A 20,950-nucleotide genomic window follows, 5' to 3' on the forward strand; every position below is an offset into this window, starting at 1 on the left:
CCGCTTTCTGTCGCACAGGCAATCCCTTGCGGGATCAGTTCCGCGAACGGTCCACCATCTTGCCCTTGGAAATCCAGGGCATCATGGCGCGCAGTTTCTCGCCGACCTGTTCGATCTGATGCTCGTCATTGGCGCGGCGCGAAGCCTTGATGGTGGGCTGGCCCACGGCGTTTTCCAGCATGAAGTCGCGCACGAACTTGCCCGACTGGATGTCGGCCAGAACCGCCTTCATGCGGGCTTTGGTTTCTTCGTAAGGCAGGATGCGCGGGCCGGTGACGTATTGGCCATATTCTGCGGTGTTGGAGATCGAGTAATCCATGTTGGCGATGCCGCCCTCATAGATCAGGTCCACGATCAGCTTCACCTCGTGCAGGCATTCGAAGTAGGCCATTTCCGGCTCGTAGCCCGCTTCGACCAGGGTTTCAAAGCCGCAGCGGATCAGCTCGACCAGACCGCCGCAAAGCACGGCTTGCTCGCCGAACAGGTCGGTTTCGCATTCCTGACGGAAGTTGGTCTCGATGATGCCCGAACGGCCGCCGCCGATGGCCGAGCAATAGGACAGCGCGATGTCCTGCGCCTTGCCGGTCGCGTCCTTGTGGACGGCAAACAGGCAGGGCACGCCGCCGCCCTTGGTATATTCGCCGCGCACGGTATGGCCCGGGCCTTTCGGGGCCATCATGATGACGTCGATGCCCGGCTTCGGCTCGATCAGGCCGAAATGCACGTTCAGACCATGGGCAAAGGCAATGGCAGAGCCTTCGCGCAGGTTGTCATGCACGTATTTCTTGTAGGTCTCGGCCTGCAGCTCGTCGGGCATGGTGAACATGATCACGTCGCACCATGCGGCGGCTTCGGCAATGCCCATGACCTTCAGGCCTTCGCCTTCGGCTTTCTTGGCAGAAGGCGAACCTTCGCGCAGCGCCACGACGAGGTTCTTCGCGCCCGAATCGCGCAGGTTCAGCGCATGGGCGTGGCCCTGGCTGCCATAGCCCAGGATCGCGACCTTCTTGTCCTTTATGAGGTTCACATCACAGTCGCGGTCGTAATAAACGCGCATCTCGCGTCTCCTTTTGATTAAACTGGCGGCAGAATACGGTGCTGCCCGGGGTGATCGCTGCATAATTTGACGAAATCTGGAAAACCAGCGAAAAGTCATGCGTCAAACTGCGGATTGATGAAATGTCCATTCAGATCGACGATACGGATCGCCGCCTGTTGCGGCACCTGCTGGCCGAACCGGCGCTGGCCACGGCCGATCTGGCGCAGCGGGCGGGCGTGACCCAGGCGACGTGCTGGCGGCGGCTGGAACGGTTGGCCGAACAGGGGGTGATCCGTGCGCGGCAGGCCGTGGTGGATTGGCGCGCACTGGGCTATGAGGTGGAGGTCTCGCTGCGCTTCACGCTGGACAAGACCAACCCCCGCGCCTTTGACGAGTTTCTGGCCGCCGCGCGCGATGTGCCCGAGGTGATCGGGATCGAAACCTTTCTGGGCCGCGTCGATGTGCGCCTGAATGTGATCGCCCGCGACATGGGCCATTATCAGCAGATCTATCGCGAGCGCATCCTCAGCCTGCCGCATATCTCCGATATCGAGGCACTGATGCTGGTGGCCACGATCAAGGACAGTGCGGAGCTGCCGTTGTGATCGACCTTGATGATATCGACCGTGCCTTCCTACGCGATCTGGCCCGTGACGGCACGCTGTCGGCGGGCGAATTGGGGCGGCGACATGGGATCAGCCAGCCCGCCGCCTGGCGCAGGGTGAAACGGCTGACCGAGGCGGGCATTCTGGCAGGCCAGCGCGTTCTGGTGGACCGCGCGGCGCTTGGCTTTGGCGTCACGGTGTTTCTGGGGGTCAAGCTGGCCACCAAGGGCCGGGTCAGCCTTGAGGATTTCGAACGCGCGGTGACCGCGATCCCCGAGGTGCAGGTGGTGCAGCATGTGCTGGGCCTGTTCGATTACCGTCTGCGCGTGGTGGCCCGCGACATTGCCGATTTTGAACGTGTCTTGCGCCGTCGGATCATGACGCTGCCGGGCGTGGGGCAGGTGGAGGCCAATGTGCTGTTGAGCGAGGAACCACGTCCGGGCCCCTTGCCGGGGTGATGCAGGCCGCTGCCGCGCAGGGGTGCGGCGTTTCAACCGCGCCCCTGTCGGTTTTCGGCTGTGGCAGGCCGCGCGGTCAGGCTAGGATCGGGCAAAAGGCAAAGGAGGATGCCATGCCAGGATTGCACCCCGAGGTGGACCCCGATGGTCTGCAGGAATTTTCGGTGGTTTTCACCGACCGTTCGCTCAACCACATGTCGGCCCGGTTTCAGGGGGTGATGCGCGATATCTCACGGCTGTTGCGGCAGGTTTATGCTGCGCAGGCCGTGGCCCTGGTGCCTGGTGGCGGCAGCTATGCGATGGAGGCCGTGGCGCGGCAGTTCACCAGCGGTGGCCATGCGCTGATCGTGCGCAATGGCTGGTTCAGCTATCGCTGGACGCAGATTTTCGAAGCGGGCGGCTTTGCTGCCGATACGACCGTGGTCATGGCGCGGCAGGCCGGGAATGGTGTGCGTGCCCCCTTTGCCCCGCCGCCGATCGACGAGGTCTGCGCCCGTATCCGCGAGGCCCGGCCCGATGTGGTCTTTGCGCCGCATGTGGAAACCAGCGCCGGGCTGATCCTGCCGGATGATTACATCACCGCCATGGCCGTCGCCGCGCATGAAGTGGGCGCATTGATGGTGCTGGATTGCATCGCCTCGGGTGCGATCTGGGTCGATATGGCGGCAACGGGCGTGGATGTGCTGATTTCGGCCCCGCAAAAGGGCTGGTCGGCTTCGCCGTCCGCCGGTCTGGTGATGATGTCCGACCTTGCGCTGGCGCGGCTGGAGACGACCAGTTCCAACAGTTTTGCACTGGACCTGAAGAAATGGCGGGCAATCATGGCGGCCTATGAAGGAGGCGGCCATGCCTATCACGCCACAATGCCGACCGATGCGCTGCTGGGATTCCGCGATGCGATGCTGGAAACCGAGACGATGGGGTTCGAAACCCTTCGCCGCGCGCAATGGCATTTGGGGCAGGGGGTGCGGGCCATGCTGGCAGCCAAAGGGGTGCAATCGGTGGCGGCAGAGGGCTTTGCTGCGCCGGGCGTGGTCGTCAGCTATACCGACGATCCCGAGATCCAGTCGGGGCGCAAGTTTCTGGCCGAAGGCATGCAGATTGCCGCCGGCGTGCCCTTGCAGGTGGGTGAAGGGGCCGAGTTCCGCACCTTCCGGCTGGGTCTGTTCGGGCTGGACAAACTGGCCGATGTCGATGGCACGCTGGCCCGGCTGGGGGCTGTGATCGACAGGGTGTTGTAACTGCGGCCCGATCTGCCTGCGCGCCCTGATTGACGTCAGGCCCCGGCCCGGGCAATCATGCCACATGAACCCAAGATCGGATATCCATGACCGTCTGGCCGCGAGCCTGCGCGAAGCCCGCAAGGCGCGCGGGCTCAGCCTTGATGCGGTGGCCAAACTGTCGGGCGTGTCGCGTTCCATGGTCAGCCAGATCGAACGCGCCGAAAGTTCGCCCACGGTGGCGACGTTGTGGAACCTGACCCAGGCGCTGCAGGTGGATTTCGCCGGTTTGCTCGAGGGGCGTCCGCAAGGCGGGATCGAGGTGGTGCGTGCGGCTGCCGCGCCGGTGATTGCCGGGCGCGGCGAAGGCGTGCGCATCCGCATCCTTTCCCCGCCCGAGGCTGTGGGGGAGCATGAGGTGTATGAACTGCAGTTCCGCGCCGGGGGCGCGCTGGTTTCCGACCCGCACAGCCCCGGTTGCCGCGAACATCTGACGGTGATCGAAGGCGATCTGACCGTGCAATGCGGCGAAGATGAACAAAGGCTGGGGCCGGGGGATACGGCGCGCTATGCCGCCGACCGCGATCACGCGATCCGCGCCACGGAGGCTGCGCGCGCCATCCTGATCGTGCAAGACAGTTGATCCGGCAGCGGGGGCATCCCCGCAGGGAATGGACCGAGCGCCTAGGAATCCGTTTTCACGGATTATATTCCGCTATCTTGACGTATCTTGGCGCATCTGGCATGTTTCCAGTATAACGGAAGGTGGTCTGTCATGGCGGAATTTGGGAAGGCAGAGTTTCTGGCGCATCTGGGCGAGGTGCTGGCGGGGATCGAGGCGGAGGGCTTGCTGAAGCGCGAGCGGCTGATCCATGGGCCGCAGGGCGCCCATGTGGAGGTGGCGGGGCGCAAGCTGTTGAACCTGTGCGCCAACAATTACCTTGGGCTGGCGGATGATCCGCGGCTGGTCGCGGCGGCGCGCACGGCGATGGACGGGCAGGGCTATGGCATGGCCTCTGTCCGGTTCATCTGCGGCACGCAAGACCTGCATCGGAAGCTGGAGGCGCGGCTGGCGCAGTTCTTGGGCATGGAGGACAGCATTCTGTTCGCCGCCTGTTTCGATGCCAATGGCGGGCTGTTCGAGCCGCTGCTGGGGCCGGAAGATGCGGTGATCTCGGACAGTCTGAACCATGCCAGCATCATTGATGGCATCCGGCTGTGCAAGGCCAAGCGCTATCGCTATGTCAATTCCGATATGGCGGATCTGGAGGCGCAACTGGTGCAGGCGCGGGCCGATGGCGCGCGGTTCATCCTGATTGCCACCGATGGCGTGTTCTCGATGGATGGCTATCTGGCGAAACTGGGTGAGATCAAGGCCTTGGCCGACCGTTACGGCGCCATGGTGATGGTGGATGATTGCCATGCCACGGGCTTCATGGGGCCGCAGGGGCGCGGCACACCCGCCCATGCCGGGGTCTCGGTCGATATTCTGACCGGCACTTTGGGCAAGGCGCTCGGCGGCGCTTTGGGCGGCTATATTGCCGGGCCGCAGGCGGTGATTGATCTGCTGCGGCAGCGGGCGCGGCCCTATCTGTTTTCCAACGCGCTGCCGCCTGCGGTGGTGGCGGCGGGTCTGGCGGCGCTGGACATCGTGGAGGCGGCCGATGATCTGCGCGCGCAACTGTTTGAAAATGCGCGCTATTGGCGGGCGGGGTTGGCGGATGCGGGGTTCCGGCTGCTGGACGGGGAACACCCGATCGTGCCGGTGATGCTGGGCGATGCCAAGCTCGCGCAGGCCATGGCCGCCGATCTCTATGAGCGGGGCGTTTATGTGGCCGGGTTCTTCTTCCCCGTGGTGCCCAAGGGGCAGGCGCGCATCCGCACGCAGATGAATGCGCGGCTGACGCGGGACGATCTGGATTTCGCGCTCGACGCCTTCCGCGCGGCGGGCAAGGCAGTGGGGGCATTGGCATGAGCAACCAGATGAAGGCTTTGGCGAAGGTGAAGCCCGAAGTGGGGCTTTGGGCGGTGGAGCGCCCGGTGCCGGAGATCGGCCCGGATGATGTGCTGATCCGGGTGAACAAGACCGGGATTTGCGGCACCGATATTCACATCTGGAACTGGGATGAATGGGCCGCGCGCACGGTGCCGGTGGGCCTTGTGACGGGCCATGAATTCGCGGGCGAGATCGTGGAGATCGGGCGCAATGTCACCGATCTGGCGGTGGGGCAGCGCTGTTCCGGCGAGGGGCATCTGATTGGTCGCCATTCGCGCCAATCCCGCGCGGGCAAGTTTCACCTCGACCCCGAGACGCGGGGCATTGGCGTGAATGAGCAGGGGGCGTTTGCGCAGTATCTGCGGCTGCCCGCCTTCAATGTGGTGCCGCTGCCCGATGCGATCGATGATGAGATCGGGGCGATCCTCGATCCGCTGGGCAATGCGGTGCATACGGCGCTGAGCTTCGATCTGGTGGGCGAGGATGTGCTGATCACCGGCGCGGGGCCCATCGGCATCATGGCGGCGGCGGTGGCGCGGCATGTGGGGGCGCGCCATGTGGTGATCACGGATGTGAACCCGGCGCGGCTGGAGCTGGCGGCGCAAGTGGCGGATGTGGTGCCGGTGAATGTGGCCACGGAAGATCTGCGCGAGGTGCAGGCGCGGCTGAAGATGACCCAGGGCTTTGACGTAGGGATGGAGATGAGCGGCAATCAGCGCGCGCTGGACCAGATGGTCGAGGCGCTGGTGATGGGCGGGCGCATCGCCATGCTGGGCATTCCCCCCGGCAAGAGCCCGGTGGATTGGAGCCGTATCGTCTTCAAGGCCATCACCATCAAGGGCGTCTATGGGCGCGAGATTTTCGAGACCTGGTACAAGATGATCGCCATGCTGGAAAACGGGCTGGATGTGCGGCGCGTCATCACCCATCGCTTCAAGGCGGGGGATTTCGAACAGGGGTTCGAGGTCATGCGCTCGGGCCTTTCGGGCAAGGTGGTGCTGGACTGGACTTGATCTGTCGAACCTGCGCCCGCGCCCCCTGTCTTGCGGGGCGTGGCCCGGCGTCGCGGGTGCCGATTGTTGCCTAACCCACTGCGCCCGTGTATCAACGCATGGATTTTGGGCCCCGGGGGCTTTGCTGGATGAAGGAAGATCGGATGCGTCGGGTTGTTGTCACGGGTCTGGGAATGGTCACGCCGCTGGCCTGCGGCGTCGAGGAAACCTGGAGCCGCCTGCTGGCCGGACAATCCGGCGCGGGGCCGATCACGCGGTTCGACGCGACCAATGTGGTGACCAAATATGCCTGCGAAATCCCGATGGGCGACGGCAGCAATGGCACTTTCAACCCCGATGACTGGATGGAGCCGAAAGAACGCCGCAAGGTGGATGATTTCATCCTCTATGGCATGGCGGCAGCGGTTCAGGCGGTCAAGGATGCCGGCTGGGAACCCGAGGATGAGGAAAGCCGCCTGCGCACCGGCGTGATGATCGGGTCAGGGATCGGCGGGCTGACGTCAATTGCCGAAACCGCCGTGCTTATCAAGGAACGCGGGCCAAAGCGTGTTTCGCCCTTCTTCATTCCCGGCGCGCTCATCAACCTGATTTCGGGGCAGGTCAGCATCCGTTTCGGCTTCAAGGGGCCGAACCATGCGGTGGTGACGGCCTGTTCCACCGGGGCCCATGCCATCGGCGATGCGGCGCGGCTGATCCAGTGGGGCGATGCCGATGTGATGCTGGCCGGTGGTGCCGAAAGCCCGATCAGCGAAATCGGCATTGCCGGGTTCAACGCCTGCAAGGCGCTGAGCACCAAACGCGCCGATGATCCGGCCAAGGCCAGCCGCCCCTATGACGCCGACCGCGATGGCTTTGTCATGGGCGAAGGCGCGGGCGTCGTGGTGCTGGAAGAATATGAACATGCCAAGGCGCGCGGCGCGAAGATTTATGCCGAAGTGCTGGGCTACGGCCTGTCGGGCGATGCCTATCACATCACCGCCCCCAGCGAGGATGGCGATGGCGGCTATCGCAGCATGCAGGCGGCGCTGAACCGCGCAGGCATCACGCCGGATCAGGTGGATTACATCAATGCCCATGGCACCAGCACCATGGCCGACACGATCGAACTGGGCGCGGTGGAACGGCTGATGGGCGATGCGGCGGCGCAGGCGACCATGTCTTCGACCAAATCGAGCATTGGCCACCTTCTGGGGGCTGCCGGAGCGGTGGAGGCCATCTTCTGCGTGCTGGCGATCCGCGATCAGGTCGCACCGCCCACGATCAACCTGGACAATCCCGCCGTGGCTCCGAAGCTGGATCTTGCCGCCAACACGGCGGTGCATCGCAAGATTGACGTGGCGCTGTCGAACAGCTTTGGCTTTGGCGGCACCAATGCAAGCCTTGTGCTGGGCAAGGTGCGCGGCTGATGTGGCGCTCCATCGCCTCCAACGCGCTGACGCTGTTCATCGTGCTGCTGATTGCAGTTGCCGGTCTGCTGGCCTGGGGGCGGGGGCAATTCACCGGTCCGGGGCCGTTGACGGAATCGATCTGCGTCAAGGTTGAACGGGGCGCGTCGCTGGCCGAAGTCAGCCGCCGGCTGGAAGAACAGGGGGCCGTCAGCGATGCCCGGATCTTCCGCATTGGCGCGGATTATTCGGGCAAGGCGCAGGGTTTGAAATTCGGGTCATACCTTGTGGCCCCCGGCTCCAGCATGGAACAGGTGCTGGACGTGCTGACGGCAGGCGGGGCCTCGACCTGCGGGCGCGAGGTGAATTACCGCATCGGTGTGGCCAAGGCCGAAATCGTGCTGCGCGAACTCGACCCGGCCAGCAACCGCTATGAAGAAGTGGCGAAATTCGATCCGGCGGCCGAAGCGGCCCCTCAGGTCTATGTTGATGCCGCATTGGAAGGCGATCTGCGCTGGCAGGTGACCTTGGCCGAGGGTGTCACCAGTTGGCAGGTGGTGGAAAGCCTGAAACGCGCCGATTTCATGGATGGCAGCATTGCCGAAGTGCCGCCCGAAGGCAGCCTTGCCCCGGATGCCTATGAGGTGGAAAAAGGCGCGGATCGCGCGGCGCTGCTGGCGAAGATGCAGGAAAAGCAGAAGGCCATTCTGGCTGACCTTTGGGCGTCACGCGTTGATGGCCTGCCCTATGACACGCCGGAAGCGGCGCTGGTCATGGCCTCCATCGTGGAAAAGGAGACCGGCGTGGCATCAGAACGCCCGCAGGTGGCCAGTGTCTTCGTGAACCGTCTGCGTCAGGGGATGCGGCTGCAGACCGACCCCACGGTGATCTATGGCATCACCAAAGGCGAAGGCGTGCTGGGCCGCGGGCTGCGCCAGAGTGAACTTCGTCGGGCAACCCCTTGGAATACCTATGTCATCGAAGGTTTGCCGCCGACGCCGATCGCCAATCCGGGGCGGCTGAGCATCGAGGCGGCGCTGAACCCGGCGGTGACGGATTACCTGTTCTTCGTGGCCGATGGCACCGGGGGCCATGCTTTTGCACAGACCCTGGAAGAACATAATGCCAATGTGGCCCGCTGGCGCGAGATCGAAGCGCAGCAGCAGCAGGGCACCAACCCGTAACGGGTGGGACATGCGGATTAAGTAAAGGGCGTCCCCGAGGGGCGCCCTTTGCATCTCTGCACTGTGTCCGTCGGGTGCGGTTTGGAGCAGCTTTCCGAGGCTGGCGATGTCACGCCGCACCCAGCCGGGCATGGCCAAGGGCGGCCAGCAGGAAAGCCACACCGGAGGTGAAGGTGCGGGTCTGGTTCCAGACCTGCCAGCGCCCGGAATACTCGGTCCAGATCGCCTGGGCGGCTGCAAGGTCATCGGGGATGGGGGTGACGGCAAGGGCCTGATTCATCGGCACATTCACCATCAGGGTCAGGCCCATCCCCAATAGACCATAGACCACGCCCGCCGCCGCGAACAACAGCGCAGCGGGGCGGTTTTCGCGGGCCAGCAGCGCCACCAGCAGCAGGGCGGGGGCGGTGCCGAAGAAGGCCGGTGCAAAGACCGCATTGCGGACTGAGGCATTCATGGCCTGCATCGCAGCAATGGCCACCCGGGGATCGGCGGCGTCCAACCCCCACATGGTGGAACAGGTCCAGGCATAGAAGAATCCGAAGATCAGCGCCGAAAGGGTCAGTGCAAGCAGGGCGAGTGAACGGGTCATGACGAGGTTCCGTAATGTGATGTACGGATTCATATTGCCGTAATCATTTGTACGGTCAAGCCCCGTTACAGGGTTGGCCCGGGCTGCGGCAGATCGGCGCTGCTCTTGCCAAGGTCATGGCTTGCCGCCATGGTTGCCGCAGCACTGCGACAGGGGGCGTCATGCGCATCGGATATGTGTTTCTGCCGGAACGCGGCGCCACGGATCTGGCCCTGGCTGCCCTGGCGGCAAGGCTCATCTCGGAAGGCGCGGCCATTGCCGGGGCCGTGCAGCACAATTCCGGCTGTGCCGATCATCACTGCGACATGGATTTGCGGGTGCTGCCGGATGGCCCGGTGCTGCGCATCAGCCAGAACCTTGGCGCGGAATCCTCGGGCTGCCGTCTGGATGCAGGGGCATTGGAGGGGGCGGTGATGGCGGTATCCACCCGGCTTGACGGTGCAAGGCTGCTGATCGTGAACAAGTTCGGCAAGCATGAGGCCGAGGGCCGGGGCTTTCGGCATCTGGTCGCAGACGTTGCCGCAGAGGGGGTGCCGGTCATCATCGGGATCAACAGCATGAACCGTCAGGCTTTCTTTGATTTCGCGGGCGATCTGGCCGAGGAAGTGCCCGTCGCGGCGCTGCATGATTGGGCCATGGCGGCCATGGCGGAGGCGGTCTGATGGGCGCGCGGATTGCTGTGATTACGGTATCGGACCGGGCGCATGCCGGGATCTACGAAGACAAGGGTGGCCCCGCGATCGAGGCCTGGTTGCGCCGGGCGATCACGTCCGAGGTGGAAATCCTGCGCCAGATTGTGCCCGACGGGCGCGACAGCGTGGCGGCGGCCTTTCGGCATTGGGCGGATGAAGGTGGCGCCGATCTGATCCTTGCCACGGGTGGCACCGGCCCATCGCCCCGCGATCTGACGCCCGAGGCGATGGAGGATGTGGTGGAGCGCCAGTTTCCAGGCTTTGGCGAGCTGATGCGGGCCGTTTCGCTGCGCGAAGTGCCGACTGCCATCCTGTCGCGGCAAGGCGCGGGCACACGCGGGCGCTGCCTGATCATCACGCTGCCGGGCAAGCCCTCGGCCATCGACACCTGTCTGAACGCGGTCTTTCCCGCCGTGCCCTATTGCCTTGATCTGATGGGCGCCGGCCGGATCGAAACCGATCCGGCCATCTGTGCTGCGTTTCGGCCAAAGGTGCAGGGCTAGGCCCTTTGTGCCGCATCTTCTGAAGGATCAAAGCCGCGGGGGACAGATCGCCCCCGCGTCGGCACCTGCCCACAGGTCAGGCAAAGCTGACGGATTTGGCAAAGGGCAGGTCGCGCAGGCGCTGCCCGTTCAGGGCGAAGATCGCATTGCCCAGGGCGGGGGCGATGGGCGGTGTGCCCGGCTCGCCGATCCCGCGGATATGCGACTGGTTTTCCAGAATACGCGTGGTGATCGGCGGGCATTGCGACAGGCGCAGGGGTTCGTAATCCCAGAAGTTCTGCTGTTCGACCGCGCCGTCCGCCAGCGTGATCTCGCCCCGGATTGCAGCAGACAGCCCATAGACAATGGCCCCTTGCACCTGTGCCTCGATATTGCCGGGGTCCAGCGCGATGCCCACATCGGCCGCAGCCCAGATATTGGTCAGACGCAGGCCCTCGGGGGTGTTCTCCACTTCGACCACTTCGGCCACGGGCACACCAAAGGACATGCAGAAGGCAAGCCCCTTGGCCCGGCCCGGCGCAGTTGTGCCCCAGCCTGACATTTCGGCGACGGCTTCCAGGACCTTGCGGGTCGGCAGATCGTCGATATGGGTCAGGCGGAACTCCAGCGGGTCGATCCCGGCCAGATGGGCCAGTTCATCGATTGCTGTTTCGTGGAAAAAGGCGTTCTGAGACGCGCCGACCGACCGCCATGATCCGACAGGAACCATATGCGGAGCGCGGTAGCCGGTCACGCGATGGTTGGCAAACCGGTAGGGTTGCTCCCATGCGCCCTGAACAATGGTGCCATCCGGCCCGGGCACGGAATAGCCCAATCGGCCCACCTGCGATTCCACAACGGCCGAAGAACAGGTGGCAAAGTCGAAGGCGACCAGCGACCCGCCATCCACCTTGGCGCGCACCCGGGCCATTGCGGCGGGGCGATAGCCGTCATGCGTCGTGTCCTCTTCGCGCGACCAGGTTACCAGCACCGGGGTGCCTTCCATCGCTTGAGCCACGATCAGGGTCTGGCGGATGATGTCCATTTCGGCGCGCCGTCCGAAGCCACCGCCCATCAGGGTGGTTTCCACCGTGACGGCCTCTGGCGGAAGGCCCAGCAGCGTCTGGGCTTCGGTGAGGATCTGGGTGGGTAGCTGGTTGCCCGACCAGATGGTCAGCTTGCCATCCTTCAGCAGGGCGGCGCTGGACATCGGCTCCATCGTCGCATGGGCCAGATAGGGGACCGAATATTCCGCCTGCCAGTCATCGCCCGTCAGCACCGCATCCACATCGCCATCATTGCGGTTGGTGCTGTCCTTGCGGGCCTCGGTAAAGGAGCCCCGCAGCACTTCGGAAATCTCGGCGCTTGTGGCGGGGTAGGGTGCCGGACCCCAGTCAAAGGCAATGGCTTCGGCGCCTTGCAGCGCGGCCCAGGTATGGGTGGCAACAACGGCAACCCCATTGGGCAGGGGCACGATGCGTTCAACGCCTGCGACGGATTTGGCCACGCTGTCATCAAAGCCATTCATCGCGCCACCCTGCCGGGGATTGGTGCGCACTGTGGCAAAGCGCATACCGGGCAGGCGCAGGTCGCTGGCGAACCGGGCCGTGCCGGTGACCTTGCCCAGCATATCGACGCGGGGCTGCGTCTTGCCCAGAAGCCGCCAGTCGGCACGCGGCTTCAGCGGCGGTTCTGCGGCAAGGTCGATCTGCGCCGCCGCGACCGCCAGGTCGGTATAGGGGATGCGGGTGCCATCCGGGGCGATGACATGGCCGGCCTCTGTGGTGAACTGGTCCGCAGACAGGTTCAACCGCTTGGCCGCGGCCTGAACCAGCGCAGCGCGGGCCGCCGCCCCGGCAAGGCGCATCTTTTCAAATCCGTCGGGGATGGAGGACGACCCGCCTGTGATCTGAAATCCCAGAAACTTTGCTGGGATGTCCATGGCCCCGCGCATGGTTTCGGCGATCCAGCTCTGGTCGGTCGGCGCGAAGGGCACACCTTCGCCCAGCACTGCGGAATTGTAATAGGCCGCCGAGGCCGGGCCATGGATCACCCGGATCTGCGTCAGATCCAGATCCATCTCTTCGGCGACCAGAGCGGCCAGCGTGGTGTGAACCCCTTGCCCCATCTCGGCCCGGGGCGCGATGACCGTCACCCCCTGCGCATCGATCAGAACATAGGGGGTCAGCGCCGCCTCACCTTCGCCCAGACCGGCAATCAGCGGGTTGCCATGTGGGGTGGCATAGCGCCACCAGCCAAAGGCCACACCGCCCAGCAGGGCGACCGAGCCAAACAGAAAGCCGCGCCGGGCAATCTTCATCACGCGTCCCATGGTCAAACCTCCTGCAGGCGGCGTGCCGCGTCATGAACTGCCGCGCGGATGCGGGGATAGGCGCCGCAGCGGCACAGATTGCCCGACATCGCCTCGTCAATTTCGGCATCCGTCGGGTTAGGCGTGGTGGAAAGCAGTGCCGCCGCCTGCATGATCTGGCCAGACTGGCAGTACCCGCATTGGGCAACCTGACCTTCCAGCCATGCCATCTGCACCGCATTCAGCGCCGCAGGGGTGCCCAGACCTTCGATCGTGGTGACAGAGGCCCCGGCCACATCGCCCAGTGCTGTCTGGCAAGACCGGACCGCCTGCCCATCCACATGAACAGTACAGGCCCCGCAGGCAGCGACACCACATCCATATTTCGTGCCGGTCAGGTTCAGCCCGTCGCGCAGCGCCCAGAGCAGAGGCATCTCGGGTGGCAGATCCAGCGTGGCAGGGTTGCCATTGACGGTGAATGTTATGGGCATCGGGACGCGCTCCTCAGGAACCTCTTGTCATGACAAAATGGTCTTGAAATGTCATTGTGTCAATTGACAATCTGACGGGATTTCGTCATCTTGCGCCCATGGCCCGGAATTTCCCCAACGTCATTGCGCCTCAGGTGTCGGCTGACCGTCAGGATTCAATCCTTGACGCAGCTTTTCATGCCTTTGCGACCTATGGCTATCGGCGGGCAACGATGGAAGACATCGCGCGAGGTGCGGGCATTTCGCGCACGGCGCTTTATGTGCATTACCGCAACAAGGAAGACATCCTGCGCAGGCTTGTCCTGCGGTTCTTCGAACAGGCCTTGCAAGAGATCCGCATCGCCCTTGATCGCCCGGGGCAAAGCGTGGAACAGGCGCTGCTGTCGGCCTTCATCGCCAAGGATGGCAAATTCATGGAGGCGGTTCTGGCCACGCCCCATGGCAACGAACTGCTGGAGGCCGGGTTCTCGGTCACCGGCGATTTGATCGCAACGGGCGAAGCGCAGTTCATCGCGGTCTTTGCCGACTGGCTGGCGCAACGGCCGCTGCCACAAGGGGTTGGAACGGCCAGCGAAGTGGCGCAGGCGATCATGGCGGCGGTGAAGGGGCTGAAAACATCGGCCCGGACTATCGAGGAATATCGCGCCGGTCAGGCCCGGTTGGCCCGCCTGTTCGGCCTTGCCTTGTCCTGACCCCCGGTCTTGCCCTATACCCTGTTGTCCCGTCGTGGCGGGTACAGTCGGCAATGCAAGAAAACAGGATCATATCGGACATGAAGAACACGCCCCAGTCTTCTGATACGAATGAAAAATCCTGTGATGATGCCTCGTTTCGCCTGTCCGTCGCCCCCATGATGGATTGGACGGATCGGCATTGCCGGTTCTTTCACCGCCTGATGACCCGGCGCGCCATGCTCTACACCGAAATGGTCACGGCGCCTGCCATCCTGCATGGGCCGAAGAATCGTCTGCTGGATTTCAGCGATGCCGAACATCCGGTGGCGCTGCAGATCGGCGGGTCGGACCCGGGTGAACTGGCCCGGGCCACGGCGATTGCACGCGACTGGGGCTATGACGAGATCAACCTGAATTGCGGCTGCCCGTCAGACCGGGTGCAATCGGGGTGCTTTGGGGCGGTGCTGATGGAAAACCCCGTGCTGGTGGCCGAATGCATGCGCGCCATGGCGCAGGAATCCGCCGTACCGGTCACGGTGAAATGCCGCATCGGCGTGGATGATCAGGAACCGTCCGAGATCCTGCCGCGCTTCATCGAAACCGTTGCAGGGGCAGGGGTTACGCATTTCGTGATCCATGCCCGCAAGGCCTGGCTGCAAGGTCTGTCCCCCAAGGAGAACCGCGAAATTCCGCCACTGGATTACCCGCTGGTGGTTGCGATGAAGCAGCGCTTCCCGGAACTGACCATCTGCATCAACGGCGGGGTGGCGACGCTGGATCAGGCACAAGACCTTCTGGCCCAAGGGCTTGATGGCGTGATGATCGGGCGCGCGGCCTATCACGATCCGGGCCGTACGCTGATCGGGGCGGATGCGCTGTGGGGCGATGATTTTGCGCCCGATGCCCATGCGGTGGTGCAGGCGATGAAACCCTATATCGCCGCGCATCTGCAATCTGGCGGGCGTCTGCATCAGATCACCCGCCATATGCTGGGCCTGTTCACCGGCCGCCCTGGCGCACGGGGCTGGCGGCGCGTGCTGTCGGAGGGGGTGGCCCGCCCCGGCGCGGGGCTCGATCTGCTCGATCAGGCCCTGGCCGAAGTTCAGGTACCCGCCGCGCCCTGACCTATTTCAGGGCGAATTTCTTGCCTTTGTATTGGCCAGCGGTATAGATGATCGTCTTTTTTCCCTTTGCAGTCACGTCAATATAGAACACGTCCGGTTTCTTGGCGCCCGTGCGCATCCGCGTCACGACCCCGTCAGAGCCGATGGTATAGGTGCCCTTTTCCGATCCGCTGGAATGTTTGATCGAAAAAGTACCGTCGGCGGAAAATCCGAATTTGGACCCCGCGCGTGCCGAAAACCCGCCTGCCCCGAAAAAGGCCTGCACTTCGGCGGCTGACATCGGTTCCGCCTGCAAGGGGCTTGCAAGGGTGACAGCCACAAGGGCTGCGCCCACCAGAGCAGTGTAGCGTGTCACGGCCTTCTCCAATTGTTATGGGGTTGCACCGCCAATGGGCGAAGCAAGCATGGCGAAACTATCCATGGGCGAGTTGCCTGGTGCAAGACATATTCGCACTGTCCGGTTGATTGGTGGTCCGGCCCAGACCGGCATTCGTCATGCCGGCGCCTTTTTGCGCCATACCCTGCAATCCGGCTCTGGAAGCTTCTTCCGCCAGCGCATAGCGTGACGGCTGCGAAAGACAGGGGACTGCCATGGCCGAGATTGCCACCTATCTGCCGATGTTGCTGCTGCTGATCGTGATCGGCGGGTTCGCCGGGGTGATTGCCGGATTGCTGGGGGTCGGTGGCGGCATCGTGCTGGTCCCGGCCTTCTTCTACACCTTCGCCCATCTCGGCTATGACGGGCCGCAACTGATGCAGGTCTGCCTGGGCACATCGCTTGCGACGATCATGGCCACCGCCCTGCGTTCGGTGCGCGGGCATGACCGCAAGGGGGCGGTCGATTGGGCGATCCTGAAGGGCTGGGCCCCGGCCATCGCACTCGGCGCTGTGGCGGGCTTTCTGCTGGCGGCGCGGCTGAAATCGGACACTCTGCAACTGGTCTTTGGTGGGCTGGGGCTGATTGCCGGGCTCTGGATGGCCTTTGGCCGGGCCGAATGGCGGTTGGCCGATCACCTGCCGGGGGGCGGTGGCAAATGGGCCTTGGGCGGCGGGCTGGGCTTTCTTTCGGTGCTGATGGGGATCGGCGGCGGCACCTTCGGCGTGCCGATGATGACGCTGTTCGGCCTGCCCATTCACCGCGCGGTCGGCACGGCGGCTGGGTTCGGGCTGATCATCGCGGTGCCCTCTGCCCTTGGTTTTCTGACCATGCAGGTGGACGGTGCGCCGCCGCTGTCGATTGGCGCGGTGAACCTTCCGGCCTTCGCCGTGATCATGGCCATGACCTTGCTGACCACCCCTTATGGCGTGCGGCTGGCTCATGCGATGGACCCCAAACCGCTGAAGCGGGCCTTCGCGGTCTTCCTGATCCTTGTGGCGCTGAACATGCTGCGCAAGGTGGCCGGATGGTAGGCTGGCAGCGCCTGTCGCATCCCCGGATTGCCGCCTGGGCCGCTGCTGCCCTGCCGGTGGCAGAGGCGGCGCTGGCGGCCAGCCGCGAGCCCTGGCGCTGTGGCGACACATGGTTTGTTGGCGTCGATGCGCTGCCCAATGACCCGGATGGCAGCGTGAATGGCACGGCCTTCCCCTGGGAGGTGTTGGGCCTTGCCCCCGAACCGCTGCATCCGGCGCAGCTTTCGGTCATCCGGCCCGGCTATCCGCAGCCGTCGCCTGATGAAAGCCCGGCGGCCTTTGCCTTTCGCCGTGACCGCGATGCCGCCCATGTCGATGGATTGATCGCCGACAGCGCCAAACGCCGACGCATCGTCGAACCGCATGGCTGGATCATCGGGTTGCCGCTGAACGCCAGCAGCGCCGATGCCGCGCCGCTTGTGGTCTGGGAAGGCAGTCACAGGATCATGCAGGCGGCGCTGCACGCGGCCCTTGCGCCGCATCCCCGCGACCGCTGGGCCGAGGTGGATATCACGGACGCCTATGTCAGCGCCCGCAAACGCTGCTTTGAGACCTGCCGCCGGATCGAACTGCCCGCCGTCCCGGGCGAGGCGACACTGCTGCACCGGCTGACCCTGCATGGCGTTGCCCCCTGGGGCGCAAAGGCCACCGCACCCGAACCGGGCCGGATCATCGCCTATTTCCGCCCGCAACTGGCCCGCGTGGCGGATTGGATTGAACGGCCCTGATCGCGGCCAGCCCGAGCCATAGTCCCGTGCCTGCCTTCCATCCCGAAACTCTGCCTGGGGCAGGGATGCGTCAGCCGGGCCGAGGGGGTTCGATGCCCCCGAGGACCGCCCTCCGATCAGGCAAATCCCTCAGCCCTCTTGCCGTCCCATCCGGCCCCCGCGCCGCTTGTGCAGGCGCGGCGCGCGGCTTGGCAATTCGGCCATGATTGCGCGGCGCGCGTCCGGGGTCAGGCGCGACCATTGGCTGATTTCGTCGATGCTGCGATAGCAGCCGACGCAGATCCGTTCCACGGGATGAACCGAGCACAGCTTGACGCAGGGGCTTTCGATTTCGGCCCGCTTCCAGACATCGTCATTCATCACGCGTCTCCCGCCGGATATGCGCCAGACGGTCCAGCGCACCTTGCAGGATAAACCCTGCCGCCACATGGTCGATCACCTCAGAGCGACGCTTGCGTGACGTATCCGCCTCCAGCAGGGCGCGTTCTGCGGCCACGGTGGACAGACGCTCATCCCAGAACAGCACGGGCAGGGGCGTCAGCTTCTCCAGATTGCGGATGAAGGCGCGGGTCGATTGGGCGCGCGGACCTTCGCTGCCATCCATGTTGCGCGGCAGGCCGATCACGATCCCCACCACCTGACGTGCTGTCAGCAGCTTCAGCAGCGCCTCGGCATCCAGGGTGAATTTCTCGCGCCGGATGGTCTGGGCCGGGGTGGCAACCCCGCGCAGCAGATCCGATATCGCGACCCCGATGGTCTTGGTGCCAAGGTCAAGCCCGGCCAGCGCCCCCATAGCGGGCAATCGGGCCGCGAAATCGCGCGCCTCCTCAAAGCTCATGGTGCCACCCCCGCCTGTGCGCCCGCCGCGCGGATCAGGTCCAGATCCCCTTCGCGCCCGGCAAAGCGTTGCAGGGCTTCGGCATGGATCGCAGCGGCCCGCTCGGTCTGTCCCAGCACGCCCAGCGAAGAAATCAGCCGCGCCCATTCCTCGGCTGTGCCGCCTTCGCGGGCCAGCCGGTCGTTCAGTTGCGCGACCATGCCCTCGATCATCGCCTGACGGTCCCCGGCGGCCATTTCGCCTGCGGCTTCAACGGCAGCCGCATCCGGGCCAGGCAAGGCGGGTGCGGCAGCGGGGGGGGCGGGCGGCTGATAGCGTTCCCCGGCCTGTGCTGCCAGGCGCGGCAGTTCCGCCCGCAATGCCGCCGCAAAGGGTGCATCCGGCGCGCTGGTTTCCAGCAGGTCGCGCCAGAGCGGGAAGGCCTGATCCGGGCGCCCGATCTGTGCCAGCATGAGCCCGGAATAATACAGGGCCACCTGATCTTGCGGATCGCGGCTCAGCGCCTGTTGCAGCGCGGCTTCCGCCTCGGGCGAGACATAACCGCGCGCCGAGGCGATCAGCATTTCCGCCATGAAACTGAAATCGCTGGCCTTGGCCGTATTGCCCAGCAGCCGCAACACCTCGGCCTGCGCGCGCGCCGCGGCCCGGTAATCGCCCAGCCGCGCCTCGTTTTCCGCCAGAAGCCGCTGGCCCTGAAGATCATCAGGGCGCCCGGCAACCGCCTTCCGCAGCTTCTCCATCAGCGCCAGGAATTCCGGGTCCGCGCCTTCCGGCAGGGCGGGGGCAGGTTCGGCGCTTTCGGCCTCGGCCTGCGACGGGCGGGCCTTGCGCCAGTCTTCGGCTTGCGCCTTGCGCGCTGCTAGCGGCATGTCGGGATAACCGGGCGCCCCCAGATCCAGCAGATAAAGCGCTGCCCCGCCCGCCAGAACCAGCGCGGCCGCTGCAAAGCTGACCCCGAGGCCCGGCCCTTGCGCCACCTGCGGGGCCGTATCCCGCGCCGCGCGATCCGCCTCCAGCAGTCGCCGCCCGATTTCGGCACGCAGCCGTTCGGCCTCGTCCGGGGCAACGACGCCGCGCGCGCGGTCGCGCTCCAGTTCCGCCAACTGGTCGCGATAGACCTGCAGGTCATGCGCGGCTGGCCTGTCCAGTTCGGCCACGGCCTGGCCGCGCCGCAGCCCCTGCCAGATGGCCGCCGCCGCCGCGATCAGCAGCGCCCCCACCGTTCCCCAGAACATCGCCATCCTGCCCGCTCCTGCCCAAACCTTGCCCCCATGTAGCCCGTCACTGCCCCCGGCAAAAGGGGCTAGGCGTCGCAGGGCCTGCGGGCTGGCCGACACGATGTCGCAATTTTCCCGATTGTGCCGCTCGGGCGGGCGGATATCTTCGCCATCCGGTGCATCACCGATGCAGACCCGCAGGGGAGTTGGGAACGCTCATGAAACGCTATTCGGTCTTTGCCATCGCGCGTGAGGCGATGCGCTATCATCAGGGGTGGGAACGGGCCTGGGCTTCGCCCGCGCCGAAAGCCGCCTATGATGCCATCATCGTGGGGGCCGGTGGCCACGGCCTCGCCACTGCCTATTACCTTGGCAAGAACTACGGCATCACCAATGTGGCGGTGATCGAAAAGGGCTGGCTGGGCGGCGGCAATACCGGGCGCAACACCACCATCATCCGGTCGAACTATCTGCAGGACCCCTCGGCGGCGATCTACGAAAAGGCCCGCAGCCTGTATGAGACGATGAGCCAGGACCTGAACTACAACGTGATGTTCAGCCCGCGCGGCCTTCTCATGCTGGCGCAAACCCATCACGAGGTGCGCGGCTACCTGCGCACGGTGCATGCCAACAACCTGCAAGGCGTGAAAACCGAATGGATCACCCCGGAACGGGTGAAGCAGCTGGTGCCGATCATCGAAATCGACGGGCCCCGCTATCCGATCCTGGGCGCGCTCTATCAGGCGCGCGGCGGTACGGCACGGCACGATGCCGTGGCCTGGGGCTATGCCCGCGCCTGTTCGGCCATGGGCATGGACATCATCCAGCAATGCGAAGTCACCGGCGTGCGGTCGGAAAACGGCAAGGTCGTCGGCGTTGACACGACCAAGGGCTATATCGGCACCAAGAAGCTGGGCATCGTTGTTGCCGGCCATTCCGGGCAGGTGGCCGACATGGCGGGATTCCGCCTGCCGGTCGAGGCGGTGGCCCTGCAGGCGCTGGTGTCCGAACCGATCAAACCCTGCATGGATGTGGTGGTGATGGCCAACACCGTCCATGGCTACATGTCGCAATCCGACAAGGGCGAGATGGTGATCGGCGGCGGCACCGATGGCTTCAACAACTATACGCAGCGCGGCAGCTTCCACCATATCGAGGAAACCCTGCGCGCCCTGATCGAAACCTTCCCGATGATCAGCCGGCTGAAGATGCTGCGCCAATGGGGCGGGATCGTGGACATGACCGGCGACCGCTCGCCCATCATCTCGAAAACCCCGCTGGGGAACTGCTTCATCAATTGCGGCTGGGGCACTGGCGGGTTCAAGGCGATTCCGGGGTCGGGCTGGGCCATGGCCGAGCTGATGGCCAAGGGCGAACCCGGACCGCTGGCCGCCGAATTCAACATGTGGCGCTTCAAGGAAGGCCAGTTCATCGATGAATCGGTGGCTGCCGGGGTGGCGCATTGATGTCCCTTTATCTTGGCAAAAATAA

Annotated in this window: 24 protein-coding genes; 16 read left to right on the forward strand and 8 right to left on the reverse strand. The window is 64.8% G+C overall.

The window, feature by feature from the left end:
• Positions 1-34: 34 nt before the first annotated feature.
• Positions 35-1,057 carry a ketol-acid reductoisomerase gene (gene ilvC, locus V6590_RS00200; RefSeq protein WP_335417740.1) on the reverse strand — a complete coding sequence of 341 codons (1,023 nt, stop codon included), beginning with the start codon at positions 1,055-1,057 and terminating at the stop codon, positions 35-37.
• 122 nt (positions 1,058-1,179) lie between these two features.
• On the opposite strand from ilvC, the gene V6590_RS00205 reads away from it, so the two are divergent.
• The 8 genes from V6590_RS00205 (at position 1,180) to mltG (ending at position 8,900) form a co-directional block, all read left to right on the forward strand.
• Positions 1,180-1,644 (forward strand): Lrp/AsnC family transcriptional regulator, encoded by a 465-nt coding sequence (locus tag V6590_RS00205; protein ID WP_335417742.1) that lies wholly within the window; start codon positions 1,180-1,182, stop codon positions 1,642-1,644.
• The gene (locus V6590_RS00210; RefSeq protein WP_335417745.1) at positions 1,641-2,102 is read left to right on the forward strand and encodes an Lrp/AsnC family transcriptional regulator; all 462 of its coding nucleotides are present in this window, start codon (positions 1,641-1,643) and stop codon (positions 2,100-2,102) included. Before V6590_RS00205 ends, V6590_RS00210 begins: the two co-directional genes overlap by 4 nt.
• 113 nt (positions 2,103-2,215) lie before the next feature.
• On the forward strand, positions 2,216-3,343 hold the full coding sequence (locus tag V6590_RS00215; RefSeq protein ID WP_335417747.1) for a pyridoxal-phosphate-dependent aminotransferase family protein: 1,128 nt from the start codon (positions 2,216-2,218) through the stop codon (positions 3,341-3,343).
• A 64-nt stretch (positions 3,344-3,407) separates the two neighbouring features.
• Positions 3,408-3,965: a helix-turn-helix domain-containing protein gene (locus tag V6590_RS00220; protein ID WP_335417749.1), complete on the forward strand. Its 558-nt coding sequence runs from the start codon at positions 3,408-3,410 to the stop codon at positions 3,963-3,965.
• A gap of 132 nt (positions 3,966-4,097) precedes the next feature.
• Positions 4,098-5,297 (forward strand): glycine C-acetyltransferase, encoded by a 1,200-nt coding sequence (locus tag V6590_RS00225; protein WP_335417752.1) that lies wholly within the window; start codon positions 4,098-4,100, stop codon positions 5,295-5,297.
• Entirely contained in the window at positions 5,294-6,331 is a 1,038-nt protein-coding gene (gene tdh / locus V6590_RS00230) for an L-threonine 3-dehydrogenase (protein WP_335417755.1), read from the forward strand. The genes V6590_RS00225 and tdh overlap by 4 nt, the downstream gene beginning before the upstream one ends.
• A 143-nt stretch (positions 6,332-6,474) precedes the next feature.
• Positions 6,475-7,737, forward strand: a complete 1,263-nt coding sequence (fabF, locus tag V6590_RS00235; RefSeq protein WP_335417758.1) for a beta-ketoacyl-ACP synthase II — start codon at positions 6,475-6,477, stop codon at positions 7,735-7,737.
• The gene (mltG, locus tag V6590_RS00240; RefSeq protein ID WP_335417761.1) at positions 7,737-8,900 is read left to right on the forward strand and encodes an endolytic transglycosylase MltG; all 1,164 of its coding nucleotides are present in this window, start codon (positions 7,737-7,739) and stop codon (positions 8,898-8,900) included. Before fabF ends, mltG begins: the two co-directional genes overlap by 1 nt.
• 109 nt (positions 8,901-9,009) lie before the next feature.
• Here the strand turns inward: mltG and V6590_RS00245 are convergent, their stop codons facing one another.
• Positions 9,010-9,492, reverse strand: coding sequence for an anthrone oxygenase family protein (locus V6590_RS00245; RefSeq protein WP_335417764.1), 483 nt, complete (start codon positions 9,490-9,492; stop codon positions 9,010-9,012).
• A gap of 161 nt (positions 9,493-9,653) precedes the next feature.
• Here V6590_RS00245 and V6590_RS00250 point away from each other — a divergent pair, with 161 nt between their 5' ends.
• Both V6590_RS00250 and mog read left to right on the forward strand, forming a co-directional pair.
• The gene (locus tag V6590_RS00250) at positions 9,654-10,154 is read left to right on the forward strand and encodes a DUF2478 domain-containing protein (RefSeq protein ID WP_335417767.1); all 501 of its coding nucleotides are present in this window, start codon (positions 9,654-9,656) and stop codon (positions 10,152-10,154) included.
• Positions 10,154-10,687 (forward strand): molybdopterin adenylyltransferase, encoded by a 534-nt coding sequence (gene mog / locus V6590_RS00255; protein ID WP_335417769.1) that lies wholly within the window; start codon positions 10,154-10,156, stop codon positions 10,685-10,687. The genes V6590_RS00250 and mog overlap by 1 nt, the downstream gene beginning before the upstream one ends.
• Positions 10,688-10,763: 76 nt before the next feature.
• Here mog and V6590_RS00260 read toward each other — a convergent pair whose 3' ends face one another.
• Both V6590_RS00260 and V6590_RS00265 read right to left on the reverse strand, forming a co-directional pair.
• Positions 10,764-12,998, reverse strand: coding sequence for a xanthine dehydrogenase family protein molybdopterin-binding subunit (locus tag V6590_RS00260; protein ID WP_335417772.1), 2,235 nt, complete (start codon positions 12,996-12,998; stop codon positions 10,764-10,766).
• Positions 12,999-13,000: 2 nt separating this feature from the next.
• Positions 13,001-13,468 (reverse strand): (2Fe-2S)-binding protein, encoded by a 468-nt coding sequence (locus V6590_RS00265; RefSeq protein WP_335417775.1) that lies wholly within the window; start codon positions 13,466-13,468, stop codon positions 13,001-13,003.
• Between the two features lie 98 nt (positions 13,469-13,566).
• Between V6590_RS00265 and V6590_RS00270 the strand changes: the two genes are divergently transcribed.
• Together V6590_RS00270 and dusA are read left to right on the forward strand one after the other, a co-directional pair.
• Entirely contained in the window at positions 13,567-14,160 is a 594-nt protein-coding gene (locus V6590_RS00270) for a TetR/AcrR family transcriptional regulator (protein ID WP_335417778.1), read from the forward strand.
• An 80-nt stretch (positions 14,161-14,240) separates the two neighbouring features.
• A complete protein-coding gene (gene dusA / locus V6590_RS00275) occupies positions 14,241-15,266 on the forward strand; it encodes a tRNA dihydrouridine(20/20a) synthase DusA (protein WP_335417781.1) in 1,026 nt (341 codons plus the stop codon).
• A 1-nt stretch (position 15,267) separates the two neighbouring features.
• On the opposite strand, the gene V6590_RS00280 is transcribed toward dusA, so the two are convergent.
• Positions 15,268-15,621, reverse strand: a complete 354-nt coding sequence (locus tag V6590_RS00280) for a hypothetical protein (protein WP_335417785.1) — start codon at positions 15,619-15,621, stop codon at positions 15,268-15,270.
• Positions 15,622-15,655: 34 nt separating this feature from the next.
• Between V6590_RS00280 and V6590_RS00285 the strand changes: the two genes are divergently transcribed.
• The 3 genes from V6590_RS00285 to V6590_RS00295 are packed head-to-tail and all read left to right on the forward strand — an operon-like array spanning position 15,656 to position 17,404.
• Positions 15,656-15,832 (forward strand): hypothetical protein, encoded by a 177-nt coding sequence (locus V6590_RS00285; protein ID WP_335417786.1) that lies wholly within the window; start codon positions 15,656-15,658, stop codon positions 15,830-15,832.
• Positions 15,833-15,857: 25 nt separating this feature from the next.
• Positions 15,858-16,676: a sulfite exporter TauE/SafE family protein gene (locus V6590_RS00290; protein ID WP_335417789.1), complete on the forward strand. Its 819-nt coding sequence runs from the start codon at positions 15,858-15,860 to the stop codon at positions 16,674-16,676.
• On the forward strand, positions 16,670-17,404 hold the full coding sequence (locus tag V6590_RS00295; protein WP_335417793.1) for a hypothetical protein: 735 nt from the start codon (positions 16,670-16,672) through the stop codon (positions 17,402-17,404). The genes V6590_RS00290 and V6590_RS00295 overlap by 7 nt, the downstream gene beginning before the upstream one ends.
• 129 nt (positions 17,405-17,533) lie before the next feature.
• Here the strand turns inward: V6590_RS00295 and V6590_RS00300 are convergent, their stop codons facing one another.
• From V6590_RS00300 to ccmI, 3 genes are read right to left on the reverse strand one after another with little or no spacing between them, the layout of a single operon-like run.
• A complete protein-coding gene (locus tag V6590_RS00300) occupies positions 17,534-17,764 on the reverse strand; it encodes a DUF1289 domain-containing protein (RefSeq protein WP_335417796.1) in 231 nt (76 codons plus the stop codon).
• Positions 17,757-18,242, reverse strand: coding sequence for a Holliday junction resolvase RuvX (gene ruvX / locus V6590_RS00305; RefSeq protein ID WP_335417798.1), 486 nt, complete (start codon positions 18,240-18,242; stop codon positions 17,757-17,759). Before ruvX ends, V6590_RS00300 begins: the two co-directional genes overlap by 8 nt.
• The gene (ccmI, locus tag V6590_RS00310; protein ID WP_335417801.1) at positions 18,239-19,483 is read right to left on the reverse strand and encodes a c-type cytochrome biogenesis protein CcmI; all 1,245 of its coding nucleotides are present in this window, start codon (positions 19,481-19,483) and stop codon (positions 18,239-18,241) included. The genes ruvX and ccmI overlap by 4 nt, the downstream gene beginning before the upstream one ends.
• Before the next feature lie 194 nt (positions 19,484-19,677).
• Between ccmI and V6590_RS00315 the strand changes: the two genes are divergently transcribed.
• Complete coding sequence (locus V6590_RS00315; protein ID WP_335417804.1) at positions 19,678-20,925, forward strand: sarcosine oxidase subunit beta family protein; 1,248 nt, start codon at positions 19,678-19,680, stop codon at positions 20,923-20,925.
• Positions 20,926-20,950: the final 25 nt, after the last annotated feature.

This window comes from Gemmobacter denitrificans (assembly GCF_036964905.1).
GTDB classification, from domain to species: Bacteria; Pseudomonadota; Alphaproteobacteria; order Rhodobacterales; family Rhodobacteraceae; genus Gemmobacter; species Gemmobacter denitrificans.